15 protein-coding genes and 1 tRNA gene are annotated in these 16,609 nt (G+C 47.2%); 5 read left to right on the forward strand and 11 right to left on the reverse strand.

Annotated elements, in window-relative coordinates; translation table 11 throughout:
• Positions 1 to 53: 53 nt before the first annotated feature.
• The 4 genes from QMA41_RS24920 to pilM are packed head-to-tail and all read right to left on the reverse strand — an operon-like array spanning position 54 to position 2,603.
• Positions 54 to 566, reverse strand: coding sequence for a pilus assembly protein PilP (locus QMA41_RS24920; protein ID WP_281630849.1), 513 nt, complete (start codon positions 564 to 566; stop codon positions 54 to 56).
• A complete protein-coding gene (gene pilO / locus QMA41_RS24925; protein WP_281630850.1) occupies positions 556 to 1,146 on the reverse strand; it encodes a type 4a pilus biogenesis protein PilO in 591 nt (196 codons plus the stop codon). Before pilO ends, QMA41_RS24920 begins: the two co-directional genes overlap by 11 nt.
• A complete protein-coding gene (locus tag QMA41_RS24930) occupies positions 1,139 to 1,696 on the reverse strand; it encodes a PilN domain-containing protein (protein WP_281630851.1) in 558 nt (185 codons plus the stop codon). Before QMA41_RS24930 ends, pilO begins: the two co-directional genes overlap by 8 nt.
• Complete coding sequence (gene pilM / locus QMA41_RS24935) at positions 1,686 to 2,603, reverse strand: pilus assembly protein PilM (protein WP_281630852.1); 918 nt, start codon at positions 2,601 to 2,603, stop codon at positions 1,686 to 1,688. The genes QMA41_RS24930 and pilM overlap by 11 nt, the downstream gene beginning before the upstream one ends.
• A 139-nt stretch (positions 2,604 to 2,742) precedes the next feature.
• Between pilM and QMA41_RS24940 the strand changes: the two genes are divergently transcribed.
• The gene (locus QMA41_RS24940) at positions 2,743 to 5,265 is read left to right on the forward strand and encodes a PBP1A family penicillin-binding protein (protein ID WP_281630853.1); all 2,523 of its coding nucleotides are present in this window, start codon (positions 2,743 to 2,745) and stop codon (positions 5,263 to 5,265) included.
• Positions 5,266 to 5,325: 60 nt separating this feature from the next.
• Here QMA41_RS24940 and oxyR read toward each other — a convergent pair whose 3' ends face one another.
• Complete coding sequence (oxyR, locus tag QMA41_RS24945) at positions 5,326 to 6,216, reverse strand: DNA-binding transcriptional regulator OxyR (protein WP_021458430.1); 891 nt, start codon at positions 6,214 to 6,216, stop codon at positions 5,326 to 5,328.
• Between the two features lie 174 nt (positions 6,217 to 6,390).
• Between oxyR and QMA41_RS24950 the strand changes: the two genes are divergently transcribed.
• Both QMA41_RS24950 and QMA41_RS24955 read left to right on the forward strand, forming a co-directional pair.
• Positions 6,391 to 7,119: a redoxin family protein gene (locus tag QMA41_RS24950; protein ID WP_038509272.1), complete on the forward strand. Its 729-nt coding sequence runs from the start codon at positions 6,391 to 6,393 to the stop codon at positions 7,117 to 7,119.
• Between the two features lie 151 nt (positions 7,120 to 7,270).
• Positions 7,271 to 8,728 carry a dihydrolipoyl dehydrogenase gene (locus QMA41_RS24955; protein ID WP_281630854.1) on the forward strand — a complete coding sequence of 486 codons (1,458 nt, stop codon included), beginning with the start codon at positions 7,271 to 7,273 and terminating at the stop codon, positions 8,726 to 8,728.
• A 58-nt stretch (positions 8,729 to 8,786) separates the two neighbouring features.
• Here the strand turns inward: QMA41_RS24955 and QMA41_RS24960 are convergent, their stop codons facing one another.
• Positions 8,787 to 9,134, reverse strand: a complete 348-nt coding sequence (locus tag QMA41_RS24960) for a RidA family protein (protein ID WP_006957166.1) — start codon at positions 9,132 to 9,134, stop codon at positions 8,787 to 8,789.
• A 64-nt stretch (positions 9,135 to 9,198) separates the two neighbouring features.
• Between QMA41_RS24960 and QMA41_RS24965 the strand changes: the two genes are divergently transcribed.
• Entirely contained in the window at positions 9,199 to 9,453 is a 255-nt protein-coding gene (locus QMA41_RS24965) for a DUF3624 domain-containing protein (protein WP_038509266.1), read from the forward strand.
• Positions 9,454 to 9,647: 194 nt separating this feature from the next.
• Here the strand turns inward: QMA41_RS24965 and argH are convergent, their stop codons facing one another.
• From argH to argC, 4 genes are all read right to left on the reverse strand, one after another.
• Positions 9,648 to 11,522: an argininosuccinate lyase gene (gene argH, locus QMA41_RS24970; RefSeq protein ID WP_006957168.1), complete on the reverse strand. Its 1,875-nt coding sequence runs from the start codon at positions 11,520 to 11,522 to the stop codon at positions 9,648 to 9,650.
• A 247-nt stretch (positions 11,523 to 11,769) separates the two neighbouring features.
• A complete protein-coding gene (locus QMA41_RS24975) occupies positions 11,770 to 12,984 on the reverse strand; it encodes an argininosuccinate synthase (RefSeq protein ID WP_038164996.1) in 1,215 nt (404 codons plus the stop codon).
• 95 nt (positions 12,985 to 13,079) lie between these two features.
• The gene (argB, locus tag QMA41_RS24980) at positions 13,080 to 13,874 is read right to left on the reverse strand and encodes an acetylglutamate kinase (protein ID WP_172847971.1); all 795 of its coding nucleotides are present in this window, start codon (positions 13,872 to 13,874) and stop codon (positions 13,080 to 13,082) included.
• Between the two features lie 23 nt (positions 13,875 to 13,897).
• Positions 13,898 to 14,902 (reverse strand): N-acetyl-gamma-glutamyl-phosphate reductase, encoded by a 1,005-nt coding sequence (gene argC / locus QMA41_RS24985; RefSeq protein WP_281630855.1) that lies wholly within the window; start codon positions 14,900 to 14,902, stop codon positions 13,898 to 13,900.
• A gap of 154 nt (positions 14,903 to 15,056) precedes the next feature.
• On the opposite strand from argC, the gene argE reads away from it, so the two are divergent.
• Positions 15,057 to 16,193 (forward strand): acetylornithine deacetylase, encoded by a 1,137-nt coding sequence (argE, locus tag QMA41_RS24990; protein WP_281630856.1) that lies wholly within the window; start codon positions 15,057 to 15,059, stop codon positions 16,191 to 16,193.
• Between the two features lie 233 nt (positions 16,194 to 16,426).
• On the opposite strand, the gene QMA41_RS24995 is transcribed toward argE, so the two are convergent.
• Positions 16,427 to 16,503, reverse strand: a tRNA-Asp gene (locus QMA41_RS24995).
• Positions 16,504 to 16,609 lie beyond the last annotated feature (106 nt).

Consider the following 16,609-nt stretch of genomic DNA (forward strand, 5'->3'; position numbering starts at 1 on the left):
AACAGCAGCACACTGAGCCACCTTGCTCTCTTACAAACCATTTTCGATATCACCTAGTTCATCGCTAACCTGACACTTCTGGCTGTCCAGCACCCTTGATGATCTTTCACCATCTCACGAACATGAATCACATCTGAGGAAATGCTAATGATCGTACCTTTATTGACACCAATTGAGTGCCCGAGCTTCGATTTAATAATGTTCCCGGAAGGAAGCTCGATCAGTGCAGTGTGTTCGCGCTCTTTGCCCATCGTACCAGCCAGCCGCAGTTGCTGAAGAGGATAGCCTGCCAGCTCACCCTTTGAGGCGACGTTAGGGTTCAACTGACAAAGTGGCTTCTCGGTACGAACGCGTGAAATGCTCTGAGGCAATGCAAAAGGATCTCGCTCTGATTGAAAATCGGACACCACTCGCAGATGGGCTTGACCAATAGCAGGGATAAAGTCCGAGCTCTCGTCCTGTTGATGCTGTGCTGCTTTAGGCACAAGCAATTCAAGAGGTTGTTGATTTGCTCTACATCCGATCAATATCAGTGTTATGAATGGCATGACGAACTTAGTTGGCATCACTCACCTCATGGTTAGATTGAAAGAGATAGATGTGGCCTTTGACATGCAGCTTATTACTACCAGCCTGTACTCTTCGCCAGTGTAAGGCATCAAAGTGAACCGGATAAGATAACGTTAAGATTGATCGAAAGAAGGCCGTAATTTGACGATAGCGCCCTGTGAGCTCAAATTGCAGCGAGCGTTGTAGGTAGGAATCAGCATGTGTTTGACTTCCCTGAACTATGCGTGGAAACACCAAATCATGTTGCTCCGCAATCTGATGAAGGTCACTCAAAACTTGGGTTAATTCCATCGGCTGCAGTACTTGTTTTTCCAGCAAGTGTTTTCTTTTCCGCAGCGACTCGAGCTCACTTTTACGTTGTTCTAGAGACGACACATTGTGACTTTTCGACTGAATAGCACTTAGTTGCTGTTTCTCCTTAGCCAGTTGCAAATCCAATCGGGCGAGTTGTGGGGACAGGAGAAGGGCATAACCCAATAACAACAATACCAGTAGATAAGTACCTAACATGATATGTTGCTGGAACTTAGGTAGCTGAGCTAGCGTTACCAGTTCAATATCACGTAGATCAATCATATTCTGGTCCCACTAACTCAAAGGTCAATGTGAAAACCTGATAGTTTTGCTCACTCTGTGACTGATGGTGTAACACCGATTGCATGGCGACCGACTCAGCCATAGGCGACCGCTTAAGCTGCTCTAACAACATAGACAGCTGCTCTGTTGAGGATGCATTGCCATGCAGCCTGACTTGCCTGCCTGTGGTATGTATCTGCTCTAGATAGATATCGTTTGGGAGTACGCTTGGCAATAGACTCACTAGCAGGGTGGTTAGATAACGCCTAGAGTCCAAACTGCGTAAAGCAGCAAACTCACTGTTCAATTCCTCTATCTCTTTTTCGAGGGCACTTAACTGCGCTTGTTGCTGCCCTAGCTTGCTATCCCACCTAGTTAGTTGCTCAATTCGCCCCTGTTGAATATCCAGTTGTGACTGCAAATATCGGCTCACGCTCGCGATGCTAAGCACAGCAACAACACTCACTGCAAAAAGACCCAGCAGGAATCGACGGATTTGCATCTGACGTTGTCTTTCACGCCAAGGCATCAGATTGATATTAAGCTGCATTATGCTTCTCCAACCAAGAAGCACCACTTAACGCCAGCCCAAGTGCTTGGGAGAATTGAGGGCCGAAGTCTGCTCTCGTTTCTTGCTTGCAGCGGAACAAATCACCCAGCTTAAGCGGAATACACGTTAGTCCCGCATCGGACTGCATTGTTTGGATAAACGAAGAGAAAAAATGGATTTCACCACTTAACCAAATCCCGTCAGGTTTGATATCCAGTAGCCGAATATGGAGAACTAACTTTTCTAACGTTTTGCAAATAACGTCATGTTCCAGACTTTCCAAGCTGAACGTTTTGTCTATCAGGCGTAGTGGCTCAGCTTCACAATACATCGCGATTCCGTGCCAGTTGAAGTCAATCAGTAACCAATTGGACTGTTGATATTGTTTTTCAGCACGTCGCCATAGCTGAGCAAGGTTATGTGAATAGGGGTTGATCAGAACAGGCTCCATACCCGCTTTAAGGCATGGCGCAACCCGACTATCCACCCCCCCTTTTCTCACCGCGTAGACTTGGTACTCTTGCGCCTTATCGTGGGACAGTAAGGTAAAATCCAAATACAGCGCTTCCACATCCACAGACGACTGCCTCGCAAAAGCTTGAGTAATCGCGAACTGGCATTCTGCGTCACTCAAATTGCTATCTATTTGTAATTGCTTACTTATTACTGAACTATCAGGAACACTCAGACACACTTTGCGACTAAATAGTGGCAAAGCCTTTCTTAGTTCTTTGAGTTTCTTTACAATTTTCTGATAATTTAACCTGTAGTTATCAGTGAAAATGTCCGCTTCGACTGGCATTTGGTGATAACCAACAAGTGCAAAAGTGTCTTTTTCAGGTTTTAAGACCACCGCTTTGATACTCTGGTGGCTGATATCTATGCCTGTAATTAGTGATTTACCCATATAGCTCAGCTCCATAAACTTGCTTAGCGCTTAGGCTTAAATCGTTGATTTAGTAAGCACATAAACAGATTTGAGCTACGTTTTAGCTTAAACTACCTAGGTTTGCATAACGTAAGCTTAATTAATCAGGGATTCTCCGGTGAAGTTCATAAAGCGATTGTTTATTTTCGTATTGGTTTGCACGGTACTTGGGGTCGGGACCATTGTTGGTTTCTACTTCTACGTAAAACCAGAGTTGCCCGATGTGGCGACTTTAAAAGATGTCAAACTGCAGACACCAATGCAGATATTCACTCAAGACGGCAAGCTGATCTCACAGTTTGGTGAGAAGCGACGTATTCCGGTCACCTATGATGAAATTCCCCCACACCTGATTGAAGCGCTGATCGCGACAGAAGACAGCCGTTTCTACGATCACCCCGGTATCGACCCTATTGGTATCGCACGTGCCGCCGTTGTAGTTGCTCTTTCAGGCTCGGCCAAGCAAGGTGCGAGCACGATCACTCAGCAGCTGGCGCGTAACTTCTTCTTGTCCAATGACAAAAAGATCATGCGAAAAATCAAAGAGATCTTTATCGCTATTCACATTGAACAACTGCTGAGTAAAGAAGAGATCCTTGAGCTGTATGTGAATAAAATTTTCTTAGGTTACCGTTCGTATGGCTTTGGCGCAGCAGCGCAGACTTATTTTGGCAAAGATCTACAGAACCTAACGTTGAGTGAAATTGCCACCTTGGCAGGCATGCCAAAAGCCCCGTCAACCATGAACCCTATCTACTCGCTTCAGCGTGCCACCAGCCGTCGCAACGTTGTTCTTAAGCGTATGCTGGATGAAAAGTACATTACTGAAGATGAGTATCAACAGGCTCGTGCTGAAGAGATCATGTCGCGCTACCATGGCGCAGAGATTGAACTGAGTGCGCCTTATGTGGCAGAGCTGGCTCGTGCATGGATGGTCGCGCGTTACGGTGAAGAAGCTTATAGCTCAGGAATGAATGTCTACACCACCGTGGATTCTAAACTGCAGTCTGCAGCCAATGAAGCAGCGATCAATAACCTGCTAGCGTACGATGAACGTCACGGATACCGCGGCGCTGAAAAAGTCCTGTGGAAAGCAGGTCAGACAGCATTCGATGAACAAAAAATTGATGACACTTTGGACCGAGTGCCAACCTACGGCTCCCTACTCCCCGCGGTCGTCACGCAAGTCACAGCTCAACAAGCAACTATCTGGGTGAAAAACCAAGGCATAAAAACGCTCGAATGGGATGGCATCAAGTGGGCGCGTAAATTCCTCACCGATGACCGCCAAGGCCCAGCACCAAAAGCGGCCACGGATGTACTGGAAGAAGGTGAACAAATTTGGGTCCGTCAGGTAGAGACACCTGTTGAAGACGATGAAGTGCAAACAGCTTGGCACTTAAGCCAGGTGCCAAATGCCAATACCGCTTTTGTTGCTATGGACCCAGAAAATGGCGCAGTCTTGTCTCTGGTTGGCGGTTTCAACTTCGTTCACAATAAATTCAACCGTGCGACACAATCCGTACGTCAGGTTGGCTCCAGTATCAAACCATTTATTTACTCGGCGGCAATCGATAAGGGTCTGACTCTAGCGACATTGGTCAACGATGCGCCAATTAACCAATGGGATAAGAGCCAAGGGACAGCCTGGCGCCCGAAAAACTCGCCTCCGACTTATATCGGTCCAACTCGATTAAGAATCGGCTTAGCGCAATCTAAAAACGTCATGGCAGTGCGCGTGCTGCGTGAAGTGGGCTTAGATGAAACGCGCCAGTATCTGACTCGATTTGGCTTCGATATTGATCAGGTGCCTCGCTCTGAGACGATTGCTCTTGGTGCAGGCAGTCTGACACCAATGAAGATGGCACAAGGCTATTCAGTGTTTGCTAATGGTGGCTACTACGTCGAACCGCATTACATCAGCAAAGTGGAAGGCCCATTTGGTGATGTAGAGTTTGAAGCGACACCGAAATCCATCTGTCGTCAAGACTGTGAACAAACAGCGACGGAAACCGCCACTAACGAGTTCCAGGAACAAGACGTTGAGCCTCAAGATGATCAAACACCTCAATACGCGCCGCAGGTGATCTCTGAACAGACTGCGTTTCTCGTGCGTGAAATGATGTACAGCAACATTTGGGGTGGCGGTAACTGGCGCGATGGTACTGGCTGGAATGGTACCGGCTGGCGAGCACAAGCCCTAAAACGTCGTGACGTCGGCGGTAAAACGGGTACCACTAATGACTCAAAAGATGCGTGGTACAACGGCTACGGACCGGGCATGGTCGCAGTATCCTGGGTCGGTTTTGATGACCACAATCGTAAGCTTGGCCGCACTAAACCAAACAGCAATTTAGGCAAAGAACAAATTTCCGGTGCCGAAGCTGGCGCGAAAACCGCTCAGCCAGCTTGGGTTGACTTTATGCACACCGCCCTAGCGGGTGTACCTGCTCAGCAGAAAGTCATACCACCAAATATTGTTCGCGTAAGAATTGACCGTGATTCAGGGCTACTGACCAACAAGTTCGACTCTAGCTCGATGTTTGAGTACTTCCTTGAAGGGACGGAGCCTACCGAATACGTCACTGATGAAATTACTGACAGCATCTATACCTCTGCTGAAAGTGAAGAGTTGTTCTAACCAGCATCAAAACAAAAAGGGCGGATGTCATGACATCCGCCCTTTTTTATTAGCTAAGATTTACTTGGCTTCAAGCTGTTGCTTTATTGCTTCAGCCAGCTGTTCGAAACGCGCACGCAGCGGCGAACCAGGGCGGTACGCTAGAACAATGCTACGAGAAGGCACTGGGTTAGTCGCTCGGACATAACACACACCATCTTTTTGCTTTTCTTTCGGTAGCGATAACTCGGGTAACAGAGTGATACCTGCCCCTGCAGCAACCATGTTACGCAGAGTTTCAAGACTCGTCGCTTTAAAACGCTCATCATCTTTTGCCCCAGCGGCAAAACAAAAACCCAGCGCCTGATCACGCAGGCAGTGCCCATCACCCAGTGCGAGCACGGTTTTGCCATTCAGCTCCAGCATGTCGATCTCTTCAAGAGCAGACCATTCATGATCACACGGTACGGCCACGCTCAATGGCTCTTCATATACTGCAATCTCTTTGAATGGGGCCGTTTCTGCTACCGATGCTAAAACCAGACAATCGAGCTTGCCATCTTCCAACTGACGTACCAGCTGGTGAGTCTGTGCTTCATGTAAGAACAGTTCTAGCTCTGGGAACTGTTCCTTCAACGTCGGTACGATTTTCGGCAATAGATAAGGACCAACTGTTGGAATAAAACCTATGTGCATTGGCCCTGTCATGGCTTCACCTTGGCCATTCGCCATATCACGAAAGGTTTTTACTTCTGACAGAATACGTTTGGCCTGATCCACTAGCTGTAGACCAGCATCAGTAAACAATACTCGACGACTGCTGCGCTCCAGTAAAGCGGTACCCAATTCGTCTTCCAATTTACGGATCTGCCCGCTCAGCGTCGGTTGGCTGACAAAGCAGGCTTCAGCGGCCTTACGGAAGTGGTTGTGCTCAGCGAGCGCTACCAGATACTCAAAATCACGGATATTCATCTTGCTAATTTACCTATCTCGATACGATAGAAAACATCTATCAAAACCATAGCATTAAACGATTAGAGCTATCAAAGAAAATTTAGAATAATAACCTCATCGAAACAAAGTCACTTAGCAAAAACACGCTAAGCTCTAATACGAATTAATCAGAATCTACCAAAGGACACTACTATGTTTGCGTCAAAAGAAGGTCAAAACGTTCCACAAGTTACATTCCCAACTCGTCAAGGTGATGCTTGGGTTAATGTCACCAGCGATGAGCTGTTTAAAGGCAAGACAGTGATCCTGTTCAGTCTACCAGGTGCATTTACACCAACCTGTTCATCGAGTCACCTACCTCGCTACAACGAGTTGTTCCCTGTCTTTCAAGACCACGGCGTCGACGAAATTATCTGTGTCTCTGTGAATGACACTTTTGTGATGAACGCTTGGAAAAATGACCAGGAAGCAGACAACATCACTTTCCTACCAGATGGTAACGGTGAATTCACGGATGGTATGGGGCTACTGGTTGACAAGAACGATCTTGGCTTTGGCAAACGCTCATGGCGCTACAGCATGCTGGTTAAAGATGGCGTGGTTGAGAAAATGTTCATTGAACCAAACGAGCCAGGCGACCCGTTCAAAGTGTCTGATGCAGATACTATGCTGAATTACATCGCACCTAACTACAAAACACAGGAATCGATCACTGTATTCACTAAACCAGGCTGTCCTTTCTGTGCCAAGGCGAAACAAAATCTTATCGACCACGGTCTTCAGTATGAGGAAGTGATTCTGGGTAAAGATGCAACAACAGTAAGTTTACGTGCTATTTCAGGCCGTACAACGGTACCTCAAGTCTTCATCGGTGGTAAGCACATTGGTGGCAGCGAAGAGCTTGAATCTTACCTAGGCTAATTATATCGCTACCTCGATTCTCCGGCCTTACCTAAGGTCGGGGAGTCTATTCCAGAACCCAGCCGCTATCTGAATTTTACTCTGGTAGCGGAATCATATTCATCTCCCCAGGTTGGCTAGGAAGCCTGGACAGACAAAGCGAGAACTCACAATGAAACAGCTCAATGTCGATGTCGCCATTATAGGTGGTGGTACAGCCGGTCTAGGCGCCTATCGCTCAGCCAAAGCGCATACCTCTAGTGTCGTTATGATTGAAGGTGGACCATACGGAACAACCTGTGCTCGAGTGGGCTGTATGCCTTCCAAGCTGCTGATCGCGGCTGCAGAAAGTGTACATCAGATAGAAAAAGCACCAGGCTTTGGTATCCATCCACAAGGTGAGGTTGTCATCAATGGCCGTGAAGTCATGGATCGCGTCAAGAGAGAGCGTGATCGCTTCGTTGGCTTTGTACTTGAAGGCGTGGATGAGATCCCAGCTGAAGACAAAATCGCGGGCTACGCTAAATTTGTCGACAACAACACATTGATGGTGGATGACCATACCCAGATCACGGCCAAACGTATTGTGATTGCAACAGGCTCTCGCCCGGCTTATCCGGGTGTCTGGAATGAGCTAGGGGATCGTTTGGTCATTAATGATGATGTGTTTGATTGGGATGATCTGCCTGAATCGGTAGCCGTCTTTGGACCGGGAGTGATCGGCCTCGAACTGGGGCAGGCACTGCATCGGCTTGGGGTGAAAGTCAAACTGTTCGGCCTCGGTGGTCAGGTAGGACCGCTGACGGACCCTGAAGTCATGGCCTATGCCGACAAAGTGTTTAAAGAAGAGTTCTATCTTGATGCTGACGTGAAAGTCGAAAGCATGCGACGCGTAGAAGGTGAAGATAAAGTCGAGATCCAATTCATCAATCACGATGGCGAGCTGGAAACCTTCATTGTTGACTATGTACTTGCTGCGACGGGTCGCCGTCCAAATGTCGATCAGTTGGCAATTGAAAATACCCAAGTTGCCCTTGATGAACGCGGCGTACCAACAGCCGATCATTACACACTGCAAACATCGGTAGACAATATTTTTATCGCCGGCGATGCCAGTAACCAGATTCCGTTGCTCCATGAGGCGGCAGATCAAGGCCGAATTGCCGGTGACAATGCAGGTCGCTATCCAGATATCCGAGCAGGATTACGTCGTTCGTCAATCTCGGCGGTATTCTCTGACCCTCAGATTGCAATGGTAGGTGAATCCTTTAAGCAACTTGAAACTCGTCTAGGTAACTGTGGCTGCTTTGCGACAGGGGAAGTGTCATTTGAAGGTCAAGGTCGTTCTCGCGTTATGCTACGCAACAAAGGCATCTTGCATGTCTATGGTGAACAAGGTACCGGGCGTTTCCTAGGGGCCGAAATGATAGGACCTAATGCTGAGCATCTTGCACACTTACTGGCGTGGGCACATCAAAATAAGATGACCGTTTCAGAAATGCTCGATATGCCTTTCTATCACCCAGTGATTGAAGAAGGAGTTCGCACTGCTCTACGCGACCTGAATGCGAAACTGCACTTAGGCCCAGAGATGATTAAACACTGTCTTGATTGTGGACCGGGTTGCTAACCCTAAACAAAAAAATAAAAACGAGCCAATTGGCTCGTTTTTTATCATATAGACCTCGTTATTTCTCTGCTGCAATCACAGAGATCTCCACCAACAAGGCTTCACGCGCCATATCAGCAGTAACACATGCTCGAGCTGGAGCATGACCTTCAGGAACCCATGCATCCCACACCGCATTCATTTCCTGGAAGTCTTTCATGTCCTTCAAATAAATCGTCGCAGACAACATATGCTCCTTGTCACTGCCCGCTTCAAGCAGCAGCTCTTCAACTTTGTCGAGCATGGTTTGCGTCTGTTCAGTAATGCCTTTAGTCGCATCCGCACACACTTGTCCACATAGGTAAATCGTACCGTTATGCTTCACGATACGGCTCATACGTTGTTTAGTTTGTTGACGTTCGATCATTTTTATCACTTTCACGTTAGCTTGAGATATTATCAAAGCACATGTTACCCAATAAACGATGCTCATGACATGCGACTACTGTAAAAACAGCAACTGGTTCTGGAAAAAAATAGGCCGTTGTCAACGATGTATGGATCAGCTTACTGTGCTATCGGTATTGTGCTGGGTTATCTGGTGGTTTGCCTTCAGGGATAGCCCTCAAAGCATAGAGTCCATCGCTTTGATCATCGCAGGGTTCGCATTTAACGGCTTGTTATTCCTTCACCTCTGGATGCGCTTTGTCATTTTGCCTTGGCGACGCAGAAACAAAAAAGGTTAGAGGTAATGGGTTTGGAGAAACATTCTTGGTACGAGAAAAGAAAAAAGCCCCAAAATCAACGTCGATTCTGGGGCTCTCTTAGATTCTTCTAAGAAAAAGCAGTGGTACTTTAATAGACCCTGCCTTTTGAATAAGGTTCCCAAAAACATTCGATCTTTTTTGATCTTTCTTCGAAAACCTTAACCATCAATGCGTTAAGCAACATTTGCTCGCGCGATGGATTTCTCAACCAGATTCACTTCTAGCGCCACTTCATCACAAGCGTGCTGACGAGGGCACTGATCACAATCTTTAAGCACTTTCTCCGGTAATAGCGACTTCGATGTCGGTAGAAAACTTTGCTTCATAAAGAATTCAGGCGTACGAGTCAGGACGAACACTTTCTTGATCGCCATCTGGCGCGCTTTTTCCACCAAGTACTGTACAATCGCGCTTCCCTGACCTTGTCCTTGCCAACCCGCTTCGACACCCAGAGATCGAATTTCGGCCAGCCCAGAGTCATAGACATAAAGCGATGCACATCCGGTCACCTCACCATGGTGCTCTGCGACCGCGAAAGAGCCAATATCTCTCACCAATTCACTGCGTGAACGAGGTAAGTTCTCCCCCATATTCGCCCAGTAGGTCACCATACCTTCTAGCGCTTCAATATCCGTTAAGCGCGCAGGTCGAACATTCACCGCAGAGGTATCCCGTTTGATAAGGCGCCCTTCCGCTTGCTCGACCGCATGAGCGACTTGCTTTGGAGAGACCCCGCCCAGTGCACTACGCTTCTCAAGGCATGATTCTATCGTCAGTATGCTGTAAACATCTTCTTCTATAACTGAGGAGAACTCTTTCAGTTCCGCAATCGACAGTTCTTCTAACGCACAACCTTTCGCAATGGCCCCCACTACTGCAACACCCACAATATGGTGTGCTTCACGGAATGGGATGCCTTTAGCCACCAGATAATCTGCCAACTCAGTGGCATTGGCATAGCCTTGTTTCGCGGCTTCCAATGTGCGCTCGCCGTTTACTTTGATGCCATCAAAACAAAGCGCTGCCATTTCCATACAGTCGTTCCAGGTGTCTAGTGCGTCGAACAGCCCTTCTTTGTCTTCCTGCATATCTTTGTTGTAAGCGAGCGGCAATGCTTTCACCGTCATCATCATGCCAGCCAGTGAGCCGTAGACCCGCCCTGTCTTACCACGGATCAGCTCCAGCGCATCTGGGTTTTTCTTTTGTGGCATCAACGACGATCCAGAGGTCACAGTATCCGCCAGCTCAATAAAGTTTGACTCACCCGAGTTGTAGAAAATCATATCTTCTGCCAAACGCGACAAGTGAAGCATAGAGATAGAAGCTACCGACATCAGCTCCATAACATGATCACGGTCGGAGACCGAATCCAGTGAGTTACGTGTCGCACGGCGAAAGCCAAGGTTATGTGCCAGTTGCTCCCGGTCGATAGGATAAGCCGTTCCCGCCAAAGCACCAGAGCCAAGCGGGCAGGTATCTAAACGTTCGATGGCATCATGAAGACGCGAGTAGTCCCGCTCGAACATTTCCACATAAGCCAAACACCAATGAGCAAACGTCACCGGCTGGGCACGTTGCAAGTGCGTGTAGCCCGGCAGAACCGTTGCCTGATGCTCTTTCGCGACCGATACCATTTGAGATTGCAGACGGTCCAATGCCATCAGTAGCTGTTGACCTTGCTGACGACACCAGAGTTTAAGGTCAGTCGCGACCTGATCGTTTCTAGAACGGCCTGTGTGCAGTTTTTTGCCTAAGTCACCCACTTTGCCAATCAGTTGTTGCTCAACCCATGAATGGATATCTTCCGCGTCAGAACGAAGGATCTGATGAGGATCTTCCATCACTTCTAGCTTAAGTTCATTCAACGCCAGTTCTAGCTTCTGTTGCTCTTCTTCATTAAGCACATCCACTGATAACAACGCTTTCGACCAAGCGATTGAGCCCACAATATCTTGTTCTGCCAATCGGTAATCAAAGCGCAATGAATCGTTAAATTCTTTGAATCTCGTGTCTGCTGCTTGGGTAAATCTTCCGCCCCATAATGCCATTGCGTATCTCCTGATTACCGGTGCTCACTGTCAGTGCGAACAGTTTTTGATCTATTGCTATTTCTGGGTGAAACCCAGTATTTTTCTGATGGTTCAAACTTACGGCAATTCAAACCAAAAATAAAGTATTAATTCATTATTTCTACATATTTATTCATGGACATTTTAAGCGCTGTTGTTTTGGTTACCAAAAAACAACGAGCCCATTTGCTAAGCAAATGGGCTCGTCAGCTAGATAAGTTAAGGGTTACTTTTTCTGACTATTCAGCGCACGAATACGGCTAGACAGTGAGTAAAGGCGAATGAAGCCTTCTGCATGGCTTTGATCGTAAACTTCATCTTCACCAAAAGTAGCAAACTCTTCACAATAAAGGCTGTTCACTGAGCGCTTCTGGGTCACCGTAGCTTGACCTTTATACAACTTAATCACGACTTCACCATTTACATCTTGAGCCAGTTCTTCTGACGCTGCGAGAATGGATTTACACAATGGTGTGAACCAACGGCCGTCGTATACAAGATGAGAAGCCTTAACGCCTAGTTCTTCACGGAATTCAAATGCGGTCTTATCCAGTACCAGCTGCTCAACAGCACGCAGCGCTTCCATCATAATCGTACCACCCGGAGTTTCATAACAACCACGAGACTTCATACCAACCAGACGGTTTTCTACAATATCGATACGGCCAACACCATGCTTAGCACCTTTTTCATTCAGGTAAACAAGTGCGTTGTATGGCGTCATGTTTTCACCATCCACGCCAACCACTTCGCCTTTTTCGACTTTCAGCGTCACGTATTCAGCTTCATTCGGAGCTTGCTCAGGATCGGCTGTCCAAACCCAGCAGTCTTCATTAGGCGCATTCCACGTATTTTCCAGAACACCACCTTCTGTTGAGATGTGCCATGCATTAGCATCACGTGAATAAATCTTCGTTAGTGAAGCCGTACAAGGAATGTTGCGTTCAGCAAGGTAGTCCAGACACTCTTCACGGCTAACCAGATCCCATTCGCGCCAAGGGGCAATCACATGAAGATCAGGGGCCAAAGCGGCAAAAGCGCCTTCAAAACGTACTTGGTCGTTACCTTTACCTGTACAGCCATGACAAAGGGCATCAGCACCTACTTTACGCGCAACCTCAACCTGAGCTTTCGCAATGATTGGGCGAGCCATCGATGTACCCAACAAGTATTTGCCTTCGTAGTAAGCACCTGTTTTCAGCGTCGGGTAGATGTAGTCTGCGACCATTTCTTCTTTCAGGTCAGCGACATAACACTCAGATGCACCTGAAGCCTTCGCTTTTGCTTCGATGCCTTCTAATTCTTCTGCACCTTGGCCAACATCGGCAACAAACGCGACCACTTCACAGTCATAGTTTTCTTTCAACCAAGGGATAATCACTGAAGTATCCAGACCGCCAGAATATGCGACTACTACTTTATTTACTTTTAACTTGCTCATTTTCTTTTCTCCAAAATCCCAGCTCTGCGCGTGGCGGTCAGTGCTACGGGTGACTTTTCGTTCTTTTTGTTGTGCTCGTGTCTTAACACAAGCGACTAATTCTTAGGTAAAAATTGTGTTCCGATGCTTTGCCCAGCAAACAGCTCGTTAAGCTTTTCTGGATAACGCCAGGTAGCAACTTCTATTGGTCGGCCTAAATCATTAGCCGCTTCCAGTGCTGCATTGACTTTGACGATCATACCGTCAGTGATTACCTGCCCATTAATCAGACTTTGCGCCTCTTGCTCATCTAAGCTTTTGATCAGATGCCCTTTGCCATCCAAAACGCCACTCACGTCTGACAACAAAACAAGCTCAGCATCCAAGGCGCCAGCAACGGCAACTGCAGCTTGGTCAGCGTTGACGTTCATCATCTGGCCTTCTGCAGTCAGGCCAATTGAGCTAATGATTGGCAATGTGTCAGCCGCTAAAATCGCCTGTAATACCGTAGAGTTACCCGGCGTCGCTTTACCAACAGCACCAAGTTCTGGATCCAACTCTTCAACCTGACACAGCCCACCATCAGCAAGGGACAAGCCAACAGCATTCAAACCGTCTTTGATCGCCTGCCCCTGAAGCATCTTGTTCGCCGTACCGGCTAAAGCACCTGCTATCAAGGGAATTTGCTCATAGGGAGTGACACGAAGCCCGTCTTTCTTCAGCGTTTCAATCTGAAGCTGGGCCATAAGATCGTCCACAAGATAACCTCCTCCATGGACGATCACGATTCGTCGCTGAGCCTGCTTCTGATAGTCAGCAATTGCACTAAAAACCTGACTTAACGTCTCAGTACACGAAAGGGCAGCACCGCCCAATTTGATCACTAATGGAGTTGGTTTGTTATCTGTCATTACTTTTCCCTTTACCGACTTGCTTATACAAGGGCAGTTAACTCTGGAAATCCGTAGTGGATATTTAAACACTGCATCGCTTGACTCGATGCGCCTTTAAGCAAGTTATCAATCGCAGAAACGACAATGATATGCTCGCCTTGTACCTTCCAACCAATATCGCAGAAAGGTGTATTTTCAACATGTTGAATACTTGGTAACGTCGCTTGGTGCAGGCGCACCGCAGGTTTATTCTCATATGCCGTATTAAATGCTTTTGAGATCTGCTGCTCACTCACTCCGCTAGCTAACTTCATAGTGATGGTCGCAAGGATGCCACGTTTAAAGTTACCTAAGTGAGGGGTGAAAATTACCTCAGTCCCCAGATGAGTCGCGATCTCAGGTTGGTGCCTGTGGCTGAACACACCATAAGGCTGCAAACTCACTTCACAGAAACTGTTGGTCTTCGATGCTTTTCGACCAGCTCCCGAGACACCACTGGTTGCATTGATTACTGGCCACTGAACAGAATCCAGCAAACCCGCCTCGACCAAAGGTTTAATCGCAAGCTGTGAGGCTGTTGGGTAACAGCCCGGCACAGCAATGAGCTGGCTGTGTTTAATAGCGTTGTGGTTCCACTCAGCAAGACCGTAAGCTGCGCTATCTAGCCAATTTTCATGTTGATGCTCAAAGCCATAAAATTCGTTATAGAAGCCGTGTTTCTTAACTCGGAAAGCGCCCGACAAGTCGAATACCTGGCAACCTTGTGTCAAAAACGTAGGCGCGATGTCGTGGCTGACCTCATGGGCAGTAGCAAGAAAAACCACATCGCTTTCCGCCGCTACATCATTGATATCTTTCAAAGGCTCTACAGGCTGACTGATAATACCTGCCAGTTTTCCATGTAGCTCAGAGATACATTTACCGGCATCAACACTATTGGCGGATACATATAAACCTGATAGCGTAAGTTGTGGGTGTTTATGCACCATCAGTGCTAACTCAGCTCCGGTATAACCGCTGGCGCCAATAATTGTAGTTTTGAGCATCTCAGACATCCATTAAGACCTTAAAATCGTCACACAACCAGTGACTATAAATTTAATAAACTTAGCTTTTAATGGTTTTTTATTCATTAAAACTGATTTATTATGTGTTTTACCTTCATTATTGATTTATGTCAACAGGCAAAGCGAACTTAATATGCAAATACCCAGTTTTCTTGAGGTCTACAAAGGCCTGATTTCTACCTCTTCCATCAGTTCAACCGATCCAAGTTGGGATGAAGGGAATGCAAAAGTCATTGAAAAGCTTGCCAGTTGGATGCAAGACATAGGTTTTGAAGTCGACATTATCGAAGTCGAACCCGGGAAGTTTAATCTGCTAGGTAAAATAGGAAGCGGTGAAGGAGGGCTTATGCTGGCTGGTCACAGCGATACAGTACCTTTCGATGAAGGCCGCTGGAATTACGAACCTCATGCCCTCACCGAAGCGAATAACCGCTTCTATGGTCTAGGAACGGCTGATATGAAAGGTTTCTTTGCTTTCATTCTTGAAGCAGTAAAGAAGGTTGACTGGAGTAAACAAAGTAAGCCGTTATATGTCTTAGCGACTTGTGATGAAGAGACAACCATGCTTGGTGCACGTCATTTTACCGATAATGCACCATTCAAGCCGGACTATTGCATTATCGGGGAGCCTACTAGTTTGGTTCCGATACGAGGCCATAAAGGCCATGTTGCCAATGCTATTCGAGTCACAGGCAAATCTGGCCATTCGTCAGATCCGACTTTAGGAGTCAACGCCATTGAAATCATGCATGAAATCCTTTTTGCCATGATGCAGTTGCGTGACAAGCTCATCAAAGAGTATCACCATCCTGGGTTCGCGATTCCAAGCCCAACACTTAACCTTGGTCACATTCATGGTGGAGACAGCGCTAACCGCATCTGTGGTTGTTGTGAGCTTCATTATGACGTACGCCCTCTGCCTGGGATAAGCCTTGATGGCTTGGATAACATGCTTCGTGGCGCCTTAAAAGAAATCGAGACCAAATGGCCTGGCCGGATTGATATAACACCTCTACACGAACCGATTCCTGGTTACGAATGTCAGCATGATCATCCTTTTATAGGAGGCGTGGAAGAGATATGTGGCACTGACTCAGAAACTGTCAATTACTGTACTGAAGCCCCCTTCCTTCAACAGCTATGTCCAACGCTAGTACTTGGCCCGGGGTCTATTGACCAAGCTCACCAACCGGATGAATTTCTGGCGTTTGAGTTTATCGACCCTACTGTCGAGATACTTTCCAAGGCTATGTATAAATATTGCTTCTAGCCAACCTAAGACGAATACTTCAGCACTCATCTCCAGACACAAACAAGCCCGTTGCGTCAGTAACGGGCTTTAAATTTCAGTTCGACTGGGTTTCTCAATAAGTGGTTGACCCTAATAAGTGATAACAGAGTCCGAGTTTGCGCTAAAACTGGACTCGTTGGCCATAGACCAAAAAATAATACTGCAGATACGAAAAAGCCCTAACATCGCTGTTAGGGCTTTTTCTAAATAAGTGGCGGAGCGGACGGGACTCGAACCCGCGACCCCCGGCGTGACAGGCCGGTATTCTAACCAACTGAACTACCGCTCCGCACTGGTTAGACTCTAAGTCTAAATTTAAAGCCTGGCGATGTCCTACTCTCACATGGGGAAGCCCCACACTACCATCGGCGCTATTGCGTTTCACTTCTGAGTTC

The organism is Vibrio sp. St2 (assembly GCF_947311885.1).
Classification (GTDB): Bacteria; Pseudomonadota; Gammaproteobacteria; order Enterobacterales; family Vibrionaceae; genus Vibrio; species Vibrio coralliilyticus.